The 19861-nt window shown below is 31.6% G+C and carries 19 protein-coding genes; 4 read left to right on the top strand and 15 right to left on the bottom strand.

Features of this window, described 5'->3' with window-relative positions; genetic code table 11:
• The 6 genes from OJ995_RS00005 to OJ995_RS00030 all read right to left on the bottom strand — a co-directional run.
• On the bottom strand, nucleotides 1-2292 hold a 2292-nt coding region (locus OJ995_RS00005), incomplete at its 3' end, for a LamG-like jellyroll fold domain-containing protein (protein WP_264367568.1).
• A gap of 93 nt (nucleotides 2293-2385) precedes the next feature.
• On the bottom strand, nucleotides 2386-3036 hold the full coding sequence (locus OJ995_RS00010; protein ID WP_264367569.1) for a LytR/AlgR family response regulator transcription factor: 651 nt from the start codon (nucleotides 3034-3036) through the stop codon (nucleotides 2386-2388).
• Nucleotide 3037: 1 nt separating this feature from the next.
• Nucleotides 3038-4702 carry a sensor histidine kinase gene (locus OJ995_RS00015; RefSeq protein WP_264367570.1) on the bottom strand — a complete coding sequence of 555 codons (1665 nt, stop codon included), beginning with the start codon at nucleotides 4700-4702 and terminating at the stop codon, nucleotides 3038-3040.
• 51 nt (nucleotides 4703-4753) lie between these two features.
• A complete protein-coding gene (aat, locus tag OJ995_RS00020; protein WP_264367571.1) occupies nucleotides 4754-5395 on the bottom strand; it encodes a leucyl/phenylalanyl-tRNA--protein transferase in 642 nt (213 codons plus the stop codon).
• Between the two features lie 103 nt (nucleotides 5396-5498).
• Nucleotides 5499-5876: a DUF3127 domain-containing protein gene (locus OJ995_RS00025; RefSeq protein WP_133608484.1), complete on the bottom strand. Its 378-nt coding sequence runs from the start codon at nucleotides 5874-5876 to the stop codon at nucleotides 5499-5501.
• An 11-nt stretch (nucleotides 5877-5887) separates the two neighbouring features.
• Nucleotides 5888-6763 carry a flavin reductase family protein gene (locus OJ995_RS00030; protein WP_264367572.1) on the bottom strand — a complete coding sequence of 292 codons (876 nt, stop codon included), beginning with the start codon at nucleotides 6761-6763 and terminating at the stop codon, nucleotides 5888-5890.
• 105 nt (nucleotides 6764-6868) lie between these two features.
• Between OJ995_RS00030 and OJ995_RS00035 the strand changes: the two genes are divergently transcribed.
• Entirely contained in the window at nucleotides 6869-8017 is a 1149-nt protein-coding gene (locus OJ995_RS00035; protein ID WP_264367573.1) for a sensor histidine kinase, read from the top strand.
• A 30-nt stretch (nucleotides 8018-8047) separates the two neighbouring features.
• Here OJ995_RS00035 and OJ995_RS00040 read toward each other — a convergent pair whose 3' ends face one another.
• Both OJ995_RS00040 and greA read right to left on the bottom strand, forming a co-directional pair.
• Nucleotides 8048-8437, bottom strand: a complete 390-nt coding sequence (locus OJ995_RS00040; RefSeq protein ID WP_264367574.1) for an HIT family protein — start codon at nucleotides 8435-8437, stop codon at nucleotides 8048-8050.
• 13 nt (nucleotides 8438-8450) lie between these two features.
• Entirely contained in the window at nucleotides 8451-8927 is a 477-nt protein-coding gene (gene greA / locus OJ995_RS00045; RefSeq protein WP_008255985.1) for a transcription elongation factor GreA, read from the bottom strand.
• Nucleotides 8928-9083: 156 nt separating this feature from the next.
• Here greA and OJ995_RS00050 point away from each other — a divergent pair, with 156 nt between their 5' ends.
• Nucleotides 9084-9506, top strand: coding sequence for a Rieske (2Fe-2S) protein (locus OJ995_RS00050; protein ID WP_264367575.1), 423 nt, complete (start codon nucleotides 9084-9086; stop codon nucleotides 9504-9506).
• 54 nt (nucleotides 9507-9560) lie between these two features.
• On the opposite strand, the gene OJ995_RS00055 is transcribed toward OJ995_RS00050, so the two are convergent.
• From OJ995_RS00055 to OJ995_RS00080, 6 genes are all read right to left on the bottom strand, one after another.
• Nucleotides 9561-11717, bottom strand: coding sequence for a TonB-dependent receptor (locus tag OJ995_RS00055; RefSeq protein ID WP_264367576.1), 2157 nt, complete (start codon nucleotides 11715-11717; stop codon nucleotides 9561-9563).
• A gap of 220 nt (nucleotides 11718-11937) precedes the next feature.
• On the bottom strand, nucleotides 11938-12339 hold the full coding sequence (arfB, locus tag OJ995_RS00060; RefSeq protein WP_264367577.1) for an alternative ribosome rescue aminoacyl-tRNA hydrolase ArfB: 402 nt from the start codon (nucleotides 12337-12339) through the stop codon (nucleotides 11938-11940).
• The gene (locus OJ995_RS00065; RefSeq protein WP_264367578.1) at nucleotides 12332-13867 is read right to left on the bottom strand and encodes a DUF4301 family protein; all 1536 of its coding nucleotides are present in this window, start codon (nucleotides 13865-13867) and stop codon (nucleotides 12332-12334) included. Before OJ995_RS00065 ends, arfB begins: the two co-directional genes overlap by 8 nt.
• The gene (gene pnuC / locus OJ995_RS00070; RefSeq protein WP_264367579.1) at nucleotides 13837-14451 is read right to left on the bottom strand and encodes a nicotinamide riboside transporter PnuC; all 615 of its coding nucleotides are present in this window, start codon (nucleotides 14449-14451) and stop codon (nucleotides 13837-13839) included. The genes OJ995_RS00065 and pnuC overlap by 31 nt, the downstream gene beginning before the upstream one ends.
• On the bottom strand, nucleotides 14448-15164 hold the full coding sequence (locus OJ995_RS00075) for a phosphoglycerol geranylgeranyltransferase (protein WP_264367580.1): 717 nt from the start codon (nucleotides 15162-15164) through the stop codon (nucleotides 14448-14450). The genes pnuC and OJ995_RS00075 overlap by 4 nt, the downstream gene beginning before the upstream one ends.
• Before the next feature lies 1 nt (nucleotide 15165).
• Nucleotides 15166-15795 carry a 4'-phosphopantetheinyl transferase family protein gene (locus OJ995_RS00080; RefSeq protein ID WP_264367581.1) on the bottom strand — a complete coding sequence of 210 codons (630 nt, stop codon included), beginning with the start codon at nucleotides 15793-15795 and terminating at the stop codon, nucleotides 15166-15168.
• Between the two features lie 130 nt (nucleotides 15796-15925).
• Between OJ995_RS00080 and ahcY the strand changes: the two genes are divergently transcribed.
• Nucleotides 15926-17242 carry an adenosylhomocysteinase gene (gene ahcY, locus OJ995_RS00085; protein WP_264367582.1) on the top strand — a complete coding sequence of 439 codons (1317 nt, stop codon included), beginning with the start codon at nucleotides 15926-15928 and terminating at the stop codon, nucleotides 17240-17242.
• Between the two features lie 171 nt (nucleotides 17243-17413).
• Entirely contained in the window at nucleotides 17414-18514 is a 1101-nt protein-coding gene (locus OJ995_RS00090) for a DUF4407 domain-containing protein (RefSeq protein WP_264367583.1), read from the top strand.
• Nucleotides 18515-18555: 41 nt separating this feature from the next.
• On the opposite strand, the gene OJ995_RS00095 is transcribed toward OJ995_RS00090, so the two are convergent.
• Entirely contained in the window at nucleotides 18556-19758 is a 1203-nt protein-coding gene (locus OJ995_RS00095) for an NAD(P)/FAD-dependent oxidoreductase (protein WP_264367584.1), read from the bottom strand.
• Nucleotides 19759-19861 lie beyond the last annotated feature (103 nt).

Below are 19861 nucleotides of genomic sequence, written 5' to 3' on the forward strand. Positions count from 1 at the left end.
ACCACCTGTTGCTGTAGTATACCATAATAATCCTGTTCCGTTTGCTCCTACTGTCGCTGTTAATGCTGATGCTGTTGCTCCTTGAGCATAAAAAACTGGAGTAGTCACTGTTGTAACTGAAGGAACTATAGAACCTGTTGTTACTGGAGAACCAGCTAACCAGTTAGAAACAGAACCGTTTAAAGCAAAATTTGTTAAAGTTCCATTTGGACCCGTTGTTGCAGTTAATGTAGTTACTGCTACATTATTAGAAGCATCGAAACCTTGATTAAATTTATAGTATGCGATTAAACCTGATTCGGTTCCAGCTAATTCACAGTTTTTTGAACCATTAACTTGTTCGATTGTTCTTGGCGCTGACCAAATTCTTACTTCATCAATACTCCCTGTAAATCTCTCCGGACTAGCGGCTTGATTGTTTCCTATCATTAAGTTATTAGTTGTTGTAACAAAACTACTTTCAGTTACACCCGTTGTAGTTCCAGCTAAAACTCCATTAATATAGATTTTCAAATCAGAACCATTCCATACCCCAGCAACATGTTGCCATGTATTAAGTACTACAGCATTATTCGCACTAACATTTTTGAATATTCCTGGATTACCACTAATCCAAAACGTATAGTTTGCATTATCTCTTCTCATTAAAAACTGCATATTACCACTTGTCGGATTTGCATAATTCCCAATAATTACACCTAATCCAGTATTGGTTGAAGGTCTTACCCAAGCTTCAACTGTTATTGTATTTAGTGGATCTAATACTGTATTTAATGTTGCTCCACAATTTACTAAATCATCAACACCATCAAAGTTTAAATGGGTTGCTGCTGTAGTTGATTCAACTAAATCATTTATCGTAATGGTATATTGTTTTTCAAAAAACAAACCACCTTGATCTGTAGTTCTTAATCGAATAGCATAAGAATTTTTTGTTTCAAAATCTGGACTATTCGTAATCCTTAAATTAGTACCGCTAATATTAAACGAGGCATTATCTGTGCTTCCTGTTCCAGCTACTAAAGTATAAGTAAATGTATTTCCAGCATCTGGATCTGTTGAACTTAAAGTACCAACTGTTGTATTTGCTACAACATTTTCATTTACTGATGTTGAAGATAATGTAATATCTGTTGGAGTTTCATTTACATTATTAATTGTAATTGTAAATTGTTTTTCAAAAAATAAACCTCCTTGATCTGTAGTTCTTAATCGAATAGCATAAGAACTTTTTGCCTCAAAATTTGGACTGTTTGTAATTCTTAAATTAGAACCGCTTATATTGAATGATGCATTATCTGTACTTCCTGTACCAGCTACTAAAGTATAAGTAAATGTATTTCCAGCATCTGGATCTGTAGAACCTAACGCACCAACTGTTGTATTTGCTGCAACATTTTCATTAACTGATGTTAAAGACAATGTTATATCAGTTGGAGTTTCATTTACATTATTAATTGTAATTGTATATTGCTTTTCAAAAAATAAACCACCTTGATCAGAAGTTCTTAATCGAATAGCATATGAGTTTTTTACTTCAAAATCTGGACTACTAGAAATTCTTAAACTATTACCACTAATATTAAATGAAGCATTGTCGGCACTTCCTGTCCCTGCTACTAATGAGTATGTAAAAGTGTTGCCTATATCTGGATCAGTTGAACTTAAATTTCCAACTGTTGTGTTTGCTGCAACATTTTCATTTACTGATGTTGCAGATAACGTAATATCTGTTGGGGCTGAATTTGATGCAATTGCTCCAACATAAGTTTTAAACCATAAATCATATCCTGTCAATTCACTAGAATATATATTTGCATGTCCTCCAGGATATCCATTAATATTTACAGAACAAACACCTACTTTTGCACTACCAATGCCTCGAATAGTAAAAGTATACACTGAACCTGACGTAATTGCTAAGGTTGGAGATAAATTTATTTCAAATTCTTGATACGCATTAGTTGGCGGAGCAGTAGAAATAGTAAAATTAGTTGTATTTAAAGGCGCAGCAGCTACATTCGTACCTGCATATACATTTAATTGAAATGTACCAGCAACAAAATCATTTGCTGCATTTGTTAGTTGAACAGCTACTCTTGAAAGTACATTTGTTGTTCCCGCAGTAAAAGTTTGCCCAGGATTTTCACCATTAACGCCTTCAATTGTTAAATTGAAAACATTACCACCAAAAGGTGTGACTGTAGGGGTATTACTCTGATCGAGTGTTTGCCCAAAAGACATTAACATACACCAAAACAAAGTGCATAATAAGAGGATTTTTTGTTTCATACCTATAGTATTTAAAGTTTATGAAACAAAAATATTTTTTAAAAGAATGCAAATTATTCTATTGGGATAAACAGCAAAAGTTTGTGGACGAAATTAAAAATCAAATGAAAAATTTCTAGAAATAGGCATTTCGAACTCGTTAATTTTTATAGAAGAAGATTTCTTTTGCGTAACTTTTGATTTATTAACCACATAAGAACGATGCACTCTGCAAAATAAATCGGCATCTAATTCTTTATAGAAGTTATCAAGGGTATTTCGGATGGTTATTGTTTTATTTGTTAATTGAATATCAACATAATTCTTATCGCTTTTTAGAAAAAGAATGTCTTCAAAATTTACTTTTACCTCATCAAATCCATTTTTAACAATTACGTAATTTACTTTGTTCTTGATTTTGGCTAATTCAATTGCAGCAATTAAATCGGATTCCTTAACTGGCTTGGTCAAATACGTAACAGGATTTACCTCAAAGGCTTTTAGCATGGTCTCCTTTTCTGTTTGGCCTGTAATAAAAATAATTTGACTATTTTCTACAAATTCTTTTGCCCATAAAATTCCAGTATCTTTACCGTGAAGATTGATATCCAATAAAACAATATCTGGTTTGGTTAGATTCATTTTTTCCGTCGCTTCTTCAACTGTAAAAGCTAACTCAACATCATTTAAACCATTATCATTTAGTAAATTTTTGATGTAATTAGCAATTAAAACTTGATCTTCAACTATTAATATTTTAGTCATTTTATAATGATTTTTTAAAACTTAAATGAAACCCATTATTGATAATTATTTCAGGCTGTACTCCCATTTGTTGACATAATTGTTTTACCAAAATTGGATTTATTTCTTGAGATTTATTTTTTTGGCCATTATCAGAATAGCTAAATTCAAACTGATCTTGAATTTTTATTATTTCAATTGCAATATTTTTTATTTGGTCCTCTTTAAAAGCATATTTTATAGAGTTCATTATTAATTCTGTCACCATCAAACCCATATACATTGCAGAATCTGAATCACTAATAACACTGTCTACATTTAATTTTAAAATTATATTTTCATTAATGCAGATTTCAGAAAAACTCTCTTCAATTTTTGTAAAATACAATTGTAAATCTAGCGTTTTTTTATCTTTAGAAGCATACAATTCTCGATGTAATAAAGCAATAGACTGAATTTTGGATTGCAATCTAATTAAATCTTTATCTTCTTTATTCTGAGCTTTATTTTTTCGAATCGTTTCATTTATCAATAAACTAATTAATTGTAAGTTATTGTTAATACGATGATTGGTTTCACTTATTAAAAACTCATTTTCTGTATTTAATTTTTCGAGCGTTTTTTTTGATTTTCTTATTTTGTTACTATAAAACCATAAAGTTGCCAAACCAGTAAATAAAAAAAGTAGAATAACAAACAATAATAATTGATTCTTTTTTGATGCAACAAGTTCTTTTTCTTTCTTTTGAATAATATAATTATTCTCTAAAAATTCATATTTTTTCCTATTTTCATATTCATTTAATAGAATATTAATCCCATTTAATGAATCTGAATAATGCATGGCGTTTTCATAATCTTTACTTAAAAAAGTAGTGTTTTTTAATTCATTATAAATCTGTTGCATTTGCCAAAGATTATTTATTTCTTTAGCTTTCTTTAATCCTTTTTGATAATAATAAATTGCTTTTGAGAAATAGCCCTCTTTTTGTTGGTAATATCTACCTAAATTGATAGAAACGTCAACATAAGCTATTTTTGTATCATATTTTTCGGCTACTTTAAAAGCTTTTAGAAAATAATAAAGAGCTGTTTTAGGCTCCTCAACAAAACTTAAAAAACCTATTTCATTTAAAGTATAAACAATAATTGATTTATCTTTTATTTTAACTTGATCGGCAAGAATTAAATTACTCAGTTTGTGTATTTTTACAACAGAATCTTGAATATTATTATAATATTGTGCCAAAATTGCTATTCGTCTATTTAAATAGTAATATTTATATTCCGAATTATTACTTTTTAAAAATAATTTTTCTGCCTTATAAATAAAATCATTTGCTAAATTACTATTGCCTATATATCTCGAAATTTCAGCCTTTACAACAAAAATACGGAATAGTTCATTAGTATCATTTAATTTACTAAAAGTCTTTTCTGCACTTTCAAGATAATAAAAACAACTATCGGATTTTGCTAAGGATTTTAAAACTTCAGCATATCTAATTTTTATTGAAGCTTTTTTCTTGTAACTGATTTTTTCATTTCGAAGCTCACTAAGTATAATTACTCTCGCAGAATCATATTGAGAATTTTCTATAAAATACTGCAATCGTTGATCAAAATTATTTTGTGAAAAAATACTTTGAAAAACTAAGCAAAAAAATATTGTAGTTATTATTCTCAAATTTTATATGTTTTAAATTTTATAAACTTAATAAAAATAATTCAAATATGTTCAAAATTCACTTTTCAACACCATCAAAAAATCTTCTCTGTCAATTTCTACACAACCTAAACTATCTAAATGGTCGTTATAGACTTGACAATCTAATAAATGATAGTTTGCTATTTCTAATTGTTTTGCTAACGCAATAAAAGCTAATTTACTAGCATTAGACACTTTTGAAAACATACTTTCACCACAAAAAACGTGACCTAAATCAACGCCATACAAACCGCCAACCAATTCGTCATTTTGCCAAACCTCAACACTTTTTGCGATTCCTAATTCGTGTAATTTACAATAGGCTTCCACCATATTGTCGGTAATCCAAGTTCCTGGCTGATCTTTTCTGGAAATCTTTTTGCAATTTAAAATTACGTCTCTAAAAGCAGTATTAAAAGTAACTTTGAATTTTCTTTGATTGATTATATTTCGCATGCTTTTCGAAATCTTCAAATCTTCGAAAAACAAGACCATTCGCTCAGGTGGACTCCACCATAAAATTGGTTCATCATCTTCAAACCATGGAAATATTCCCGATTTATATGCTAATACAAGTCGTTCTGGAGATAAATCACCTCCAACTGCAACAATCCCTTCAGGAGAAGCTGTTTCTGCTGGCGGAAAATATAATTCTTTGGTTAAAAAATACATTCTGTCAAGTAAAAGTTCAATATCAAATTACAAGTTCAATAAAAAAGTCAGAAATTCAAGTATCACTTAAACTTCTGACTTCCATCCTACGACTTCTAACTTATTAGAAAGGTAAATCGTCGTGTTCTTCTTCTTTAAAGTTAGTTGCTGGTTCAAATGCTTCAGATGCAGGCATTGGAGGCATTTGCGGTGCACTTGGAGCTTCTGCTTGTACTTTTTCAATTCTCCAACCTTGGATAGAGTTAAAAAATTTAGTTTCTCCTTGTGGATTTACCCATTCTCTTCCTCTTAAATTGATAGAAACTTTTACTTGTTCTCCAACATTATAATTGTTTAACAAATCTGTTTTGTCTTGTGCAAACTCAATCAAAATGTGTTGAGGATATTGCTCTTCTGTAGTCACTACAAGTTCTCTTTTTTTGAAAGAAGCACTTACTTGTTGTACAGGATTAATTAATTTTACTCTTCCTAAAACTTCCATAATACTTAAATTTATTTTTTTGCTAATAACAATTTCCAAGCATCAATAGCTCTTCCATTATCTACATACTCTTTTGCTTTTTGAAATTTTGTATCCATATCATCGGCACTTAAAACCGCTTTTACTTCAAAATTTTCTTTTACAAATATAGCAATTTCTTCTTCGGTTGGAATATTTTCTATGTTACCTAATTTTCCTAAATCATTCCCTGTAAAATAGCCACTTTCTTTGATGAAATCAGGAATCATATCTACCCCAATTCCTAAAGTTGTCAATGGTTTTTCAACCTCAAACATACCTACATTAGAACGGCTGTACCAATTGCCACCCATTCTGGCAACCAAATCAATTTTATGTTGGTCAATCATTCCTGTTGCATCCAAAACGGCTTCATTGATGTGAATTTTTACCACTTCACAAATTACTAAATTTCCAGCACCACCTTGGTCGCCTAAAGCAATCACTTCGTTAATTTTACATTCAAATTGCACCGGACTTTCAGCTACACGAAATGGTTTTACTTTGTCTGATTTTAGCATCGTAAATCCTGCTTTTTCAAACTCATTAACTCCATCTGGATATTCGGTACTTGATAACGACATTTGTTGTACGATATCATAATTCACTACATTAATTACAACTTCTTTAGTGGTTTGAGCGTTGATTAATGTATGTTTTGTAGTATTATCACGAACCCTTCTTGCTGGCGAAAAAATCAAAATCGGTGGATTAGAACTAAACACATTAAAGAAACTAAAGGGCGATAAATTTGGATTTCCATTACTATCTATAGTACTTGCAAAAGCTATAGGTCTTGGCGCTACGGCACTTTGTAAATATCCTTGTAATTTTGCTGGCGCTATTTCTTTTGGATCGATGCTTAACATACTGAAACTATTTTTTACAAAGATAACAAACAATTACAAGTTCAATTACAAGAATAAACATCAAATTAAAAAGGATTTTAGTATTTTTACTTCAAATACGAATACATGCAGTTTTCAGAAAGGCGAAACATAACCCGCTGGTTTATTATATTAGCTTCCTTTTTCATAGTAATTTTAATACTTTGGAATACCTATAACTTTTTCCAAATTTTCAAAAACGAAGAACGAGCAAAAATGGAATTTTGGGCAAGCGCTCTTACCGCGATTGCTAATGCAAACGAAAATACCGACATAGAACTTCCTTTGCAAATTATTACAAAAAACACAACCATTCCTATTTTTATTACTGACAGTAAAGAAAATATCATTGATTTTAATAATATTGATGAAGAAATTTCTAAAGATAGTATTGCACTAAAAAAGTATTTCAATTCGGTAAAAAACGACAATCAACCCATCAAAATGGAGCGCTCAAACAGTAAATATCAATTGGTTTATTATGGAGATTCGCCTTTGTTGAATAAATTAAAATATTATCCTATTGCTTTATTATTGATTATTATTTTGTTTGGCGCTGTAGTTTACAATTTTTATCGCGCTACTAAGATGTCAACTCAAAATAAACTTTGGGCCGGAATGGCAAAAGAAACCGCACATCAAATTGGAACACCATTGTCATCTTTAATTGGTTGGCTCGAAATTTTAAAATTAGACAATGTAGAAGAAAGTACGATTGTTGAAATTGAAAAAGACATTACGCGTTTACAAACTATTACCGATAGATTTTCGAAAATAGGTAGCGAACCCGTATTGGAAAAACGCAATATTATTGAAGACACAAAAAACACAGTTGACTATCTACAAACTCGAGTTTCTCAGCAAGTTACATTTACTTTCAAGGCTCCGGAAAATCCAATTTTTGTAGAAATCAATCCGGCATTACACAGCTGGACAATAGAGAATTTGGTTAAAAATGCTATTGATGCGATGAAAGGAAAAGGTAGTTTGAATATTGTAATTTCGGAATTAGAAGATATTGTAAAAATCAGCATTACTGATACTGGAAAAGGAATTCCTAAAAATCAATTCAACAAAGTGTTTGAACCAGGATTCACAACAAAAAAACGTGGCTGGGGATTGGGTTTATCATTAACCAAAAGAATTGTTCAGGAATATCACAAAGGAAAAATTAAAATAACGCATTCTGAAATTGGAAAAGGAACTACCATGCAGATTAGTTACAAGACGACATAAAAAAATCCCGATTGAATCGGGATTTTATTTTTATAAGTTTAAAGCTATTTGCTTGGCTAACTCTTGAAATTCTTCTGGTGATAAACTTGTTTTTCTTTGAAAACGCATATCATCCATATCTTGAAGCGGGATTAAATGTACGTGAACGTGCGGCACTTCTAATCCTACCACAGCAACACCAATTCGTTTACATTCAACTGATTTTTCAACAGCTTTTGCTACTTTTCTAGAAAACTTCATCAATCCTAAATAATGCTCTTCTTCCATATCAAAGATTTTATTAATCTCTTGTTTTGGAATACATAAGGTATGTCCTTTTGCATTAGGATTTACATCTAAAAAAGCCAAATAATTTTCATCTTCGGCGATTTTATAACAAGGAATTTCTCCGTTTACTATTTTAGTGAAAATACTAGCCATTTTTAATGTATTATTAGTCTCTTGTAATTTCTAAAACATCAAATTTCAATACACCGTTTGGCACGATGATTTCCGCTACTTCTCCAACAGATTTTCCTAGTAATCCTTTACCAATAGGAGAAGTTACAGAAATTTTTCCTGTTTTTAAATCGGCTTCACTTTCTGCTACTAATGTGTACTTCATTTCCATGCCATTAGCCTGATTTTTAATTTTTACAGTAGACAACACTAATGCTTTTGATAAATCCAATTGCGATTCATCAATTAAACGAGCATTAGCCACTACTTCTTCCATTTTAGAAATTCTCATTTCTAATAATCCTTGCGCTTCTTTAGCAGCATCATATTCTGCATTCTCAGATAAATCTCCTTTATCTCTAGCTTCTGCAATAGCTTGTGACGCCTTAGGGCGCTCTATACTTTTAAGTTGATCTAATTCGTCTCTTAATTTTTTTAATCCTTCTGCGGTGTAATAAGATACTGTACTCATAACTTCATTGTTTATAAAATAGAAAGAATCCCACCTGCATGGGATTCCTTTTCACAAAGATAGTAATTTATTTTTAATATTAATTTATGACACTAAGTAATGTTTTGTCAAAAGTAATTAATTAAATTTGTTTTACAATTGATAGCAAAAATTCATATGAAAAAATATCTCATTCTACTTTTACTCCCTTTATTTTTTGGATGTGACAAAGAAGAATTTCAAAATAATAATCCGTATTTACCAAATTATCCCGTAAACTTAAATATCAATATGAGTTTACCTCAATATAGTAATTTATTGAGTCCTGCTAATGCAGTTTATATCAATTCTGCTGGAAATGGCATTAGAGGTATTATTGTTTTTAATACGGGAAGCGGTTATGTTGCTTACGATGCCGCTTGTCCTAATCAAGCTTTAGCCTCTTGTTCCACTATGACTATTAGCGGCATTGATGCTATTTGTCCTTGTGATGAAAAACGCTATAGCTTGTTTTCTGGTTTGTCTCAAGGAATGCAATATCCTATGAAACGTTATCGAGTAGAACAAATAAGTGAAGTTTCACTTCGTGTTTATAACTAATAAAAAGCCTGAAAGTTCAAATTTTCAGTCTTTTTTCAACTTAACTTAATCTAACTAAAATTTTAAACTCAATCCGAGAAGGAAATTAATTCCCGCTTGCGGATAGTAACCTGTTCCTTCAATGGTTATGGGAGTTGGTCCCGACCAAGTATCATCGTAGGTATAAAAATAACCGTTTGATTCGTATTCTAAATCGAAAATATTATTTACTAACGCAGAAAAAACAATCGATTTTATTCCTTTATTAATTTGCCAATCGTATGAAGCATTAAAATCATTAATGAAGTAACTGTCCAATTTTGAAACATCTGAATCGATATTTCCCATATATTGATCTCCAACAAATTTTGATAATACTGACAATTGCAATCCTTTAACTGGCAAATACGATAATCTATTTCCAAAAATAAAATTAGGCGAATATGCGATATTAGTATTTCCTAAATTCTGAACTACTCCATTAATTTCATAATAAAAATCCTCATTCTTATTCTGACTTAATGTGAAATTCGGATTTAAAATTAACTTATCTGTTAAAGCAATTGTTGATTCTACTTCTAAACCTAATCGATAACTTTTTCCGCTATTTGTAAAAATTGGAGCACCAACATCATTCAAATCGCCTGTCAAAACTAATTGATCGTTATAGCGCATATAAAATGCATTTGCGTATAATTTTACTTTTTGTGTATTGTATTTCCAACCTAATTCATAATCAAATAAACGTTCTGGCTTTATAGCACCACTTTCGTAATCATCGCGTCTTGGTTCTTTGTTTGCTATTCCAAAATAACCATAGAATGAATTTTTAGTGTTTAATTGGTAATTCAGACCTGCTTTTGGATTAAAGAATCGGAAAGTATCGTTTACATCATCAAATTTTACACTTGTGGCATCGTAAAACACTATTCTGTATTGTAAATCGGTAAATAAATTTAATTTACTTGTTACGTTGTAGGATGCTTTTGTATAGAAATTCACATCATCTTTATTTCCATAATCATCGTAATATCTATTTGGATTTGGAATATAATTTTGTGTCCAAACTACTTCACCATAATGTAATCCTAAATAACGATTGGCAGCACCACCAAACAATAAATCGGTTTTAGCTGTTTTGAAATTTAAGGAAAATGTTGCTCCAAAGAAATCATTATCTAACCATCTTTTTCTAACTAAATCAGAAATTGAATTTCCATTAAAATCAGGCAAATTATAATCGGTTAAATCTTCGTCTTCTTTGTACTGTTCAAAGTAACCTTTCCCAATAGTGTAATGCAATGCAGTATTTGAAATCCAATTTTCAGACCACTTTTCTGTCCAGTGCAATTGAAAATGATTTTGCCAATAATTATCGGTTTCATTGTCGTAGAATTGCATATTTCCAAATTCATCGAAATACATCCCCGCAGGATTGAACGTTCTACTTCCATTTAAATCTTCTGTTCCGTACCACGCTTGATAGGTTTTTTCTTTTCCGCCAAATGCCATTAACTTTATTAAAGTAGATTCTTTTACATAATTAGCATTGAAAAAGTACCCAAACATATTTGATGTTGCTCTATCTATAAATCCATCCGAAGCAATGTTGGAAATTCTTCCATTCATTTCGAAATTATTGTGCAAACCTGTACCAAAAGACAACGTGTGTTTTCTCGTATTAAAACTTCCGAAAGAATTTGAAATTTCGGCATATGCTTTTTCTTGATAGGATTTGGTTGCCATATTTAAACTCGCTCCAAAAGCTCCAGCCCCGTTAGTTGAAGCTCCTACTCCTCTTTGTAACTGAACACTTTCTAATGACGAAGCAAAATCGGGTAAATTCACAAAAAAAGTTCCTTGACTTTCACTATCGTTAAAAGGAATTCCGTTTAGAGTAACGTTAATTCGAGAACCATCTGATCCACGAACACGCATAGAAGTATAACCAACGCCATTTCCAGCATCTGTTGTGCTTACCACAGAAGGTAAATATTGCAACAAAACGGGCACATCTTGACCTAAATTTCGTGGTGCAATTTCTTCTTTGGAAACATTAGTGTAGGTAATAGGATTTTTATCTTTCGCTCTTACAGACGAAACCGTAACTTCTTTAAGTTCGGTAACTTTCGTGGTGTCTTTCTTTGTTTCTTGTGAATAAGAAAAAAGAGCAAATAAAATTGAAAATAGACTTAAAAAAGTCTTTGTACTTGATTTGAATAAAGTTTTCATTCGTAAAATAAATACGAATAAAAGGGGCAATTACTCTTGGTTAAAAATTAAATTTGATACTCTTTGACGCGAATAAACGTGCACATTTATTTTTGTCAATTCCCTAAACAGCATTATCTGTTCTAGGTTCTATGGGTATGATCTCAGCTCGTTATTTAGAGCACCCCTTTGAGACGAGGCAAAGATAGAACTCTTTCGTTTAAAGTTCCAAGTTTAACCTTTAAAAATTTGGTTTTTTTCTGTTTTGCTTCAAAGTACTCATTACTTTTTTGGCGTTAAGTCGCTTTTCTTTTACTGCTCTTGGAGTTTTAGTTTCTTTTCGCTCTTTTGGAACAACCAAAGCATTTTCAAGCAACTTAAAACATTTTTTAATAACTTTTTCTTTGTTTTTTAGTTGACTTCTGTCTTCTTCGCTGGTTAAAATTAGAATTCCGTCTTGCGTAAGTTTAGTTGCGATTTTAGTTTGTAATAAAGCTTTTTCATCATCATTTAATCCTTTTGAATTAATTAAATCGAAACTCAATACGACTTTAGAAGACACTTTGTTTACATTTTGTCCTCCTGCTCCACTACTTCTAACTGCTTTAAATGAAAATTCTGATGCTATAATTGATTTATCCATTATCGGGTTGGTGTGATGATTTTAATAAATCATTTACAGTTTTCACTGGATTAAAAGTTTCTAACGGAACCTCAACAAAAATAGTGGTCCATTTTGCCATTGCGCCATTCCATAATCCAGGAAGTTCAAAAGCTTTGATTGGTTTTCCATTTTTAGTTTTTTCAGTAATAAAAGCAGCATTTTGATCTATAAATTGATTTAAATCAAACTTCTCGCCTTTAAAATTTTTCACACCACAAACTATATCAACTGGGTTAAAATGAGTAGCTCCTTTAGCAATACTTTTTTGTGATTTATTATTTAAATCTATTTGAGACGATTCTACAATTTGTAAAGTTTGACGACCTTTTTCATCTTGAACCCAAAATGGTCCGCCACCTGGTTCGCCTTCATTTTTCACCATTCCGCAAATACGAATTGGTCGATTTAAGACTTTAATTAAATACTCAATTTTATAGGCAGTTTGGAAAAAATTAAACTCTTCTGGTAATGGAAATGCGGTTTTATTTTCGGCAAAATCTCTTATTTCAGCAATTTCGGCTTCCGTTACGTTTCCTTCGGAAAGCTTTTTTAAATAATTGAATATTTGATATTGTATGCGAATTAAAACACCCCCTAAAACCTTTTTGTAAGTCGCAATAACCGATGTATGGTTTTGCGAAACGTTATCGATATTTTTAATGTAAATAACATCTGACTGAAGCGCATTCAAATTTTCAATTAAAGCACCATGTCCACCTGGTCTGAAAAACAATTTATCATCTTCAACACGAAAAGGCGTATTATCTTCATTAACCGCTAAAGTATCAGAAGATTGGTCTTGATAAGAAAAATTGATCTCATAATCTGAAAACTTATTGGTAATTTTCTCGAAATCGGCTTGAAATTCTTTTGTAATTGTGAAATGAATCTTAGTCTTATGATTCTCTTTTTTAAAGAAATCGGCCTCAAAAATATTCTCTTCAATAGGTGTGACAATCTTGTTGCCTTTTACATGAAAAGGTAAAATTCCTTTTGGTTTATGGGAAAAATGCAATCCTTCGTCACTCAATAAAGTTTTAATTAAAACATAGTATCGCTTATCATTCGATAAAGAATAATAATTAGGAAACAAGTCAATTGTTTTTTCCTTTAACTCCCTGTAAAAAGGGAAATTTTTCAATCCAAAAATAAAAATAGAAACATCTTTTGCGTTCTTTTTGTTGATGTAACTATTAATGGTGTCATTTTCTTCGTCGAATTCATTCAAAAATTCATTCAAAAACTTAAACATACGAGTTGCCGCCCCAGAAGCTGGAACGAATTTTTCAATCGTATATTTATTTTTGTGTTTATCGAAGTAAGATACCAACGGAAGAATTTCTTCTTCAGAAAAACGCCAAATTCCATCGCCAATAGTTGCCGACTTCACTAGGTTAATCTTTGGAATTCCTTTGATGAAAAAATCCAGCTGTTGTTGCACTTTTTCTAGAGAATTTCCTCTTTCGTTAATAAATTTTATATCTGCTTCTGTAAAAGTCTTTTCCATTCTAAATAGCCTAAAATAGCAATAATTGTAAATAATAAAAACTGCATACTGGAGAACGTTAATCCTTTATAAAAATACAAAGGCACCGAAATAATATCGGCTATAACCCAAATAATCCAGTTCTCAATCTTTCGTTTGGCCATGAGCCACATTCCTACAAAAAACAAAGCAGTTGTAAGTGTGTCTACATAAGCTGTCCAATCTGTAAATTTATCAAAAAATTGGTAAACTAATGCAACAAATAGTAAGGTTATTGTAAAAATTAGGCTCGAAATTAAATAATCTTTTCGATTCATGACGGATATTGGAAATTCATCTGCTCCGTTTTTCTTTCTTGTCCATAAATACCAACCTAAAACACTCATTATGGAATAGTAAATATTGATGATGAAATCGCCAAACAATTTCCATTCCAACAAAATATAAACAAAAATTAAAGTGCTAACTAACCCTGTTGGATACACTAAAATATTATTCTTTCTGGCAAATAAAACGCTAATTATACCAAACAAAACAGCGGTTAATTCAAGAAAAATAAAAAGTTTAGAATAGTCTTTATATTGAGAAAACAGTAACTCTATCATAATGAAAAGAAATTACTATCGTTTTCAAAAGCAGTTCCAATCACAACCAAATCAGCTCCAGCATTGTACACTTCTTGAATCGTTTTCATGGAACGAATGCCTCCACCAACAATCAATGGAATTTCGATATTTTGAGCGACGTAGCGAATCATTTCTAACGAAACATGTTGATTAGCACCACTTCCCGCTTCTAAATAAATCAACTTTTTTCCAAGAAATTCGCCTGCTTTTGCCGTTTTATAAGCCAATTCAATATTGTCTTGTTCAATTGGTTGTGTCTGACTTACACGTTGCACAGCCGTTTCTTTTCCTCCATCGATTAACAAATAACCTGTTGGGATAATTTCCAAATTGGATTTTGCCAATATATCTACCGAATTGATATGATGTTCAATTAAATATTCCGGATTTCGTCCTGAAAGTAAACTTAGAAATAAAATACCATCTGCTTCATTGGAAATCTGAGAAGGATGTCCTGGAAAAATTAATACTGGTAATTTAGTAGTTGTTTTAATTATGGAAATCAGTTCGTCTAAATGTGTTCCATTATAAGTACTTCCGCCGACAAAAATATGTGTGGCTGGCGATTTTTTAATTTTATCTGACAAAACAATTGCTTGTTCAATTGAAACCTTTTCAGGATCAATTAAAATAGCTAACAGTTTTTGACGGTTCTTTTTCGCTTTAAGTATATTTTGATACAGGTTTTGCATTTTATTTTTTTGGGAAAGCACACACAAAGATATACGCTTCTACGTTATAAAACTGAATTTGGAAGTTTTCTATTTGGTTATTAAAATGCAATTCGGCCTCACATTTACCATTTTTTAAATCAAATTCGGCTTCAAAAATATGCTCTGGAAAGCTAATTCCTTTTTCATTCTTAATTTTAAAAATGGATTCTTTCACTCCCCAAATTACGGTCGATTTTTCTATTTGTTCCAAAGTAGAAAGATTTTCTAAATGCTTTACTTCCATAAATCTCGGAGCAATCTTCAAAGTTTTTTCTTTGAGTTTTTCCAAATCAATTCCCATCAATTTATTACTTATGCAAATACATGAAAATTCGTGTGAATGCGAAATAGAGATATGTTTGCCATCGCTTAAATGAGGTTTTCCAGCTTCATCATAAGTTAAATCATAATCGGTATAACCCAAATGTTGTAGTAACATTCGAACAGCTAAAAATCCTCTTTGGTGCTCTTCCGATTTCATTCCTTCTAAACGAAAAAGCGAAGTGTCACGTAACGAAACCGCTCTAAATAACCAAGTTACGTCTTCTGTAATGTGCCAGAAGTACGCAGTAGTATTTTCGTTGATATGTAAAATTTTATGTAGCGGCATTTATATTTTGTTGTTTTTCAAATCGTTAGAAAATTAAACAATTCACAAATTAATAGAAATCTTTGAAAAAATAAAAAGTTATTTTGTAATTTTGCACTCTAATTTTAGAATATACAAATATACATAATAGATGAGTACACAAACATTACCTTATGTAGCTTATAAAGTGAAAGATATTTCACTTGCAGCTTGGGGAAGAAAAGAGATTGAATTAGCTGAAGCTGAAATGCCAGGTTTAATGGCTTTAAGAGCAGAATACGGAGCAACTCAACCTTTAAAAGGAGCTAGAATTGCTGGATGTCTTCACATGACAATTCAAACTGCTGTTTTAATTGAAACTTTAATTGCTTTAGGTGCAGAAGTTACTTGGTCTTCTTGTAACATTTTCTCAACTCAAGATCAGGCTGCTGCTGCTATTGCTGCTGCTGGAATTCAGGTTTATGCTTGGAAAGGTTTGAATGAAGAAGATTTCGATTGGTGTATTGAGCAAACTTTATTCTTTGGTGAAGACAGAAAACCATTGAACATGATTTTAGATGATGGTGGCGATTTAACTAATATGGTTATTGACCGTTACCCAGAATTAGTTGCTGGAATCAAAGGTTTATCTGAAGAAACTACAACTGGAGTTCACCGTTTATACGAAAGAGTAAAAGCTGGAACTTTACCAATGCCTGCAATTAACGTAAATGATTCTGTTACAAAATCTAAATTTGATAACAAATACGGATGTAAAGAATCAGCTGTTGATGCAGTAAGAAGAGCTACAGATATTATGTTAGCTGGAAAAAGAGTAGTTGTTTGTGGATACGGTGACGTTGGAAAAGGAACTGCGGCTTCTTTCCGTGGTGCTGGTTCTATTGTAACAGTTACTGAAATTGATCCAATTTGTGCTTTACAAGCGGCTATGGACGGTTTTGAAGTTAAAAAATTAGACACAGTTATCAAAACTGCTGATATTATTATTACTACAACTGGAAATAAAGACATCGTTTTAGGTTCTCACTTTGAGCAAATGAAAGATAAAACTATCGTTTGTAACATTGGACACTTCGATAACGAAATCGATATGGCTTGGTTAAACAAAAACCACGGTGCTTCTAAAATCGAAATCAAACCACAAGTTGATAAATATACAATCAACGGAAACGATATCATTATTTTAGCTGAAGGTCGTTTAGTAAACTTAGGTTGTGCTACTGGTCACCCAAGTTTTGTGATGAGTAACTCATTTACGAACCAAACGTTAGCTCAAATCGAATTATGGAATAACAGTGCAGCTTATAAAAATGACGTTTATATGTTACCAAAACATTTAGATGAAAAAGTAGCGATGTTACACTTAGCTAAATTAGGAGTTGAATTAGAAACGTTACGTCCAGACCAAGCAGAATATATTGGTGTAGAAGTACAAGGCCCATTCAAACCAGAATATTACAGATACTAATATTTAGTAAATAGTGAAAAGTGATTAGTAAATAGTCACTTAAAACATATTAAAACCCTAGCAGAAATGTGAGGGTTTTTCTTTTACCAACTATTTTTCAACAAATTAGCAACAACTTGAAACTTTTGGCGTTAAATTTGTACTAATCATCATCAATCAAAATCAATCATCATGTTAAAACGTTTTTTTATGTTATGCTCGGGCGTAGATTCCGACATAATTAATGGCTGTTCTAATGGCGAGCAAAACAAATATGCCGGAATTGGAGCTACCGTTTTCTTCACTGCCGTAATGGCTTTTATTGCGAGTGCTTATGCGCTTTTTACTGTTTTCGACAATGCATTTATAGCTATAGCTTTCGGATTAGTTTGGGGTTTGCTAATTTTTAATTTGGATAGATTTATTGTTTCTACCATTAAAAAAAGAGATAGCTTTCTAGATGAATTCATTCAAGCAACTCCTCGAATTGCTTTAGCGATTATTATTGCTATCGTAATTTCAAAACCTTTGGAAATTAAAATCTTTGAAAAAGAAATCAATACGGTTTTATTAAAAGAAAAGAACGAAATGATGTTGGCCAACAAAAAACAAGTAGCCAATTATTTTCAATCGGATTTAGACAAAAACAAAGCCCAAATTGATAGTTTAAAATCAGACATTCTCAAAAAAGAGAAAGAAGTGAACGATTTATATTCGGTTTACATCACAGAAGCCGAAGGAACTGCTGGAACTAAGAAGTTAGGCAAAGGTCCGGTTTATAAAGAAAAACGTGAAAAACACGATGCCTCTTTGCAAGACTTAGCCGCTTTAAAAACTGCAAACCAAGCAAAAATTACCGATTTAGAAGCCAAATCCAAAACCTTACAAGCCGATTTAGATAAAAAAGTCACCGAAACCCAACCGATTATTGAAGGTTTCGACGGTTTAATGGCTCGAATAAATGCTTTGAATAAATTGCCTTTCTTACCTTCTTTTTTTATTATGCTGTTGTTTTTAGCGATTGAAACTTCGCCAATTATTGCGAAATTATTATCGCCAAAAAGCGAATACGATTTCAAACAAGAAGATAACGAAATGGGCATCAAAAATATGCTAGCTCAAAATCGTTATCAAAGCGAATTACAAAAGAAAACCGATGCCGAAATTTACGATAAAGTCTATGCCGACATCAAAGAAGATAAAGAACTGTACAACTACAAAAAGAAAAGTGCATTGGAATTATTAAAACTCCAAGCCGATGGATTTGTGGAAAAGCAGAAGAAGTCAATGTAAAAAAGAAACCCGATAATTAGTTATCGGGTTTCTTTTTATAATTATGGCAAATATGAATAGCCATTTCTACTTTTCCAAAGGAAATATTTTTCTAAAATTACTTTATTGAAATCATAAATTACATTCGGAATCATGATGGCAAAAGTTCTTGGTTTGAAAAGACTTGTTGATAATAACAATACTTCTTTTTTACCGGCATCCATTACACATAATCCAGGAATTCTGCCCCAAGCTTTTTCTTTAAGTTTAGCTTTACCTTCGGTAACTCTGATGATGTTTTCGGCTACGATTTTACCCGTTTCATCACTTGGATAACCTGTTTTTGGAGATGCAAAAGGTACTTTACCTGGTGTAAATGGTAGCGGAACATTAACCGCTATTCCAGCAGCCCAAACATTTGGATAATCTACGTGTTGGTAACTGTCTTTAACTGGAATATAACCCGTTGGTGTAGCGTGTAATTCAGGAGAATTCGTCACAAATTCAACTCCAATAAACGGAGGCATCAACATAGAGAATTTGAATGGTAATTCTTCACCATTAGTCAATTTGATTTTATCTTCAGTAACTTCTTCTACCCCAACTTGTGTTTTATAATGAATATTAAACATACTCATGAAGGATTTCAGCATGGTTTCTCCCATTGGCATTCCATCGATTCCAAAGTGTCCCAAATAATCTTCTGGCGTAATCCAATATAAATCTACTTTTTTACGAATGTTTTGTTCACGAAGCCATTTTTCTACATTGAATAAAAACTCATAAGCTGCACCCATACAACCAGCATTTTGCGTAGCTCCGATTACAATTGGACCCGGATTTTTCTTGAATTCTTCCAAAGCTTTTCTTGCTTTCATTGCTCCGTTTGGCGTTCCAATATAATGGGTATGTTCAGCAACTCCTGGCGCTATATCGTATTTTACTTTTGGACCTGTTGCTACTACCAAATGGTCGTATTTATAATCTCCTTTATCAGTCGTAACTACTTGATTTTTCACATCTACTTTTAAAGCTTCTGCATTTACAAAATCCACTCCCTTTTTAGCTAAAATAGTATCTTTTCTAAAAGAAATATCTTTAATATCACGTCTTCCAAAAGGAACCCAAATTAATGATGGAATAAACAAAAACAATGGTGATTTATCAATTAAGATAACTTTATGTTGGTCTTTCCCTTTTCTTTTTATCTCTAAGGCTGCAGTCATTCCTGCGAAACTTCCTCCTATAACTACTGTTGTTGTCATTTTGTTTTAATTTTATAGTGTAAAGTTACCTCTTAATCAAAACATTATATGTTACAAAAGTTACACAAACAAAAAAGCCTGAAACGTGAATTTCAGGCTTCAA

The organism is Flavobacterium lacisediminis, assembly GCF_025909975.1.
Lineage (GTDB): Bacteria > Bacteroidota > Bacteroidia > Flavobacteriales > Flavobacteriaceae > Flavobacterium > Flavobacterium lacisediminis.

What these genes read in the sequence shown, in the direction of transcription:
- greA (WP_008255985.1), bottom strand. Translation starts at nt 8,927, where the DNA reads ATGAGTACAGTATCTTATTACACCGCAGAAGGATTAAAAAAATTAAGA.
- OJ995_RS00065 (WP_264367578.1), bottom strand. Translation starts at nt 13,867, where the DNA reads ATGGAAAAGACTTTTACAGAAGCAGATATAAAATTTATTAACGAAAGA.
- OJ995_RS00035 (WP_264367573.1), top strand. Translation starts at nt 6,869, where the DNA reads ATGCAGTTTTCAGAAAGGCGAAACATAACCCGCTGGTTTATTATATTA.
- OJ995_RS00010 (WP_264367569.1), bottom strand. Translation starts at nt 3,036, where the DNA reads ATGACTAAAATATTAATAGTTGAAGATCAAGTTTTAATTGCTAATTAC.
- ahcY (WP_264367582.1), top strand. Translation starts at nt 15,926, where the DNA reads ATGAGTACACAAACATTACCTTATGTAGCTTATAAAGTGAAAGATATT.
- OJ995_RS00040 (WP_264367574.1), bottom strand. Translation starts at nt 8,437, where the DNA reads ATGGCTAGTATTTTCACTAAAATAGTAAACGGAGAAATTCCTTGTTAT.
- OJ995_RS00025 (WP_133608484.1), bottom strand. Translation starts at nt 5,876, where the DNA reads ATGGAAGTTTTAGGAAGAGTAAAATTAATTAATCCTGTACAACAAGTA.
- OJ995_RS00055 (WP_264367576.1), bottom strand. Translation starts at nt 11,717, where the DNA reads ATGAAAACTTTATTCAAATCAAGTACAAAGACTTTTTTAAGTCTATTT.
- OJ995_RS00075 (WP_264367580.1), bottom strand. Translation starts at nt 15,164, where the DNA reads ATGCAAAACCTGTATCAAAATATACTTAAAGCGAAAAAGAACCGTCAA.
- pnuC (WP_264367579.1), bottom strand. Translation starts at nt 14,451, where the DNA reads ATGATAGAGTTACTGTTTTCTCAATATAAAGACTATTCTAAACTTTTT.
- OJ995_RS00090 (WP_264367583.1), top strand. Translation starts at nt 17,414, where the DNA reads ATGTTAAAACGTTTTTTTATGTTATGCTCGGGCGTAGATTCCGACATA.
- aat (WP_264367571.1), bottom strand. Translation starts at nt 5,395, where the DNA reads ATGTATTTTTTAACCAAAGAATTATATTTTCCGCCAGCAGAAACAGCT.
- OJ995_RS00095 (WP_264367584.1), bottom strand. Translation starts at nt 19,758, where the DNA reads ATGACAACAACAGTAGTTATAGGAGGAAGTTTCGCAGGAATGACTGCA.
- arfB (WP_264367577.1), bottom strand. Translation starts at nt 12,339, where the DNA reads ATGGATAAATCAATTATAGCATCAGAATTTTCATTTAAAGCAGTTAGA.
- OJ995_RS00030 (WP_264367572.1), bottom strand. Translation starts at nt 6,763, where the DNA reads ATGTTAAGCATCGATCCAAAAGAAATAGCGCCAGCAAAATTACAAGGA.
- OJ995_RS00080 (WP_264367581.1), bottom strand. Translation starts at nt 15,795, where the DNA reads ATGCCGCTACATAAAATTTTACATATCAACGAAAATACTACTGCGTAC.
- OJ995_RS00050 (WP_264367575.1), top strand. Translation starts at nt 9,084, where the DNA reads ATGAAAAAATATCTCATTCTACTTTTACTCCCTTTATTTTTTGGATGT.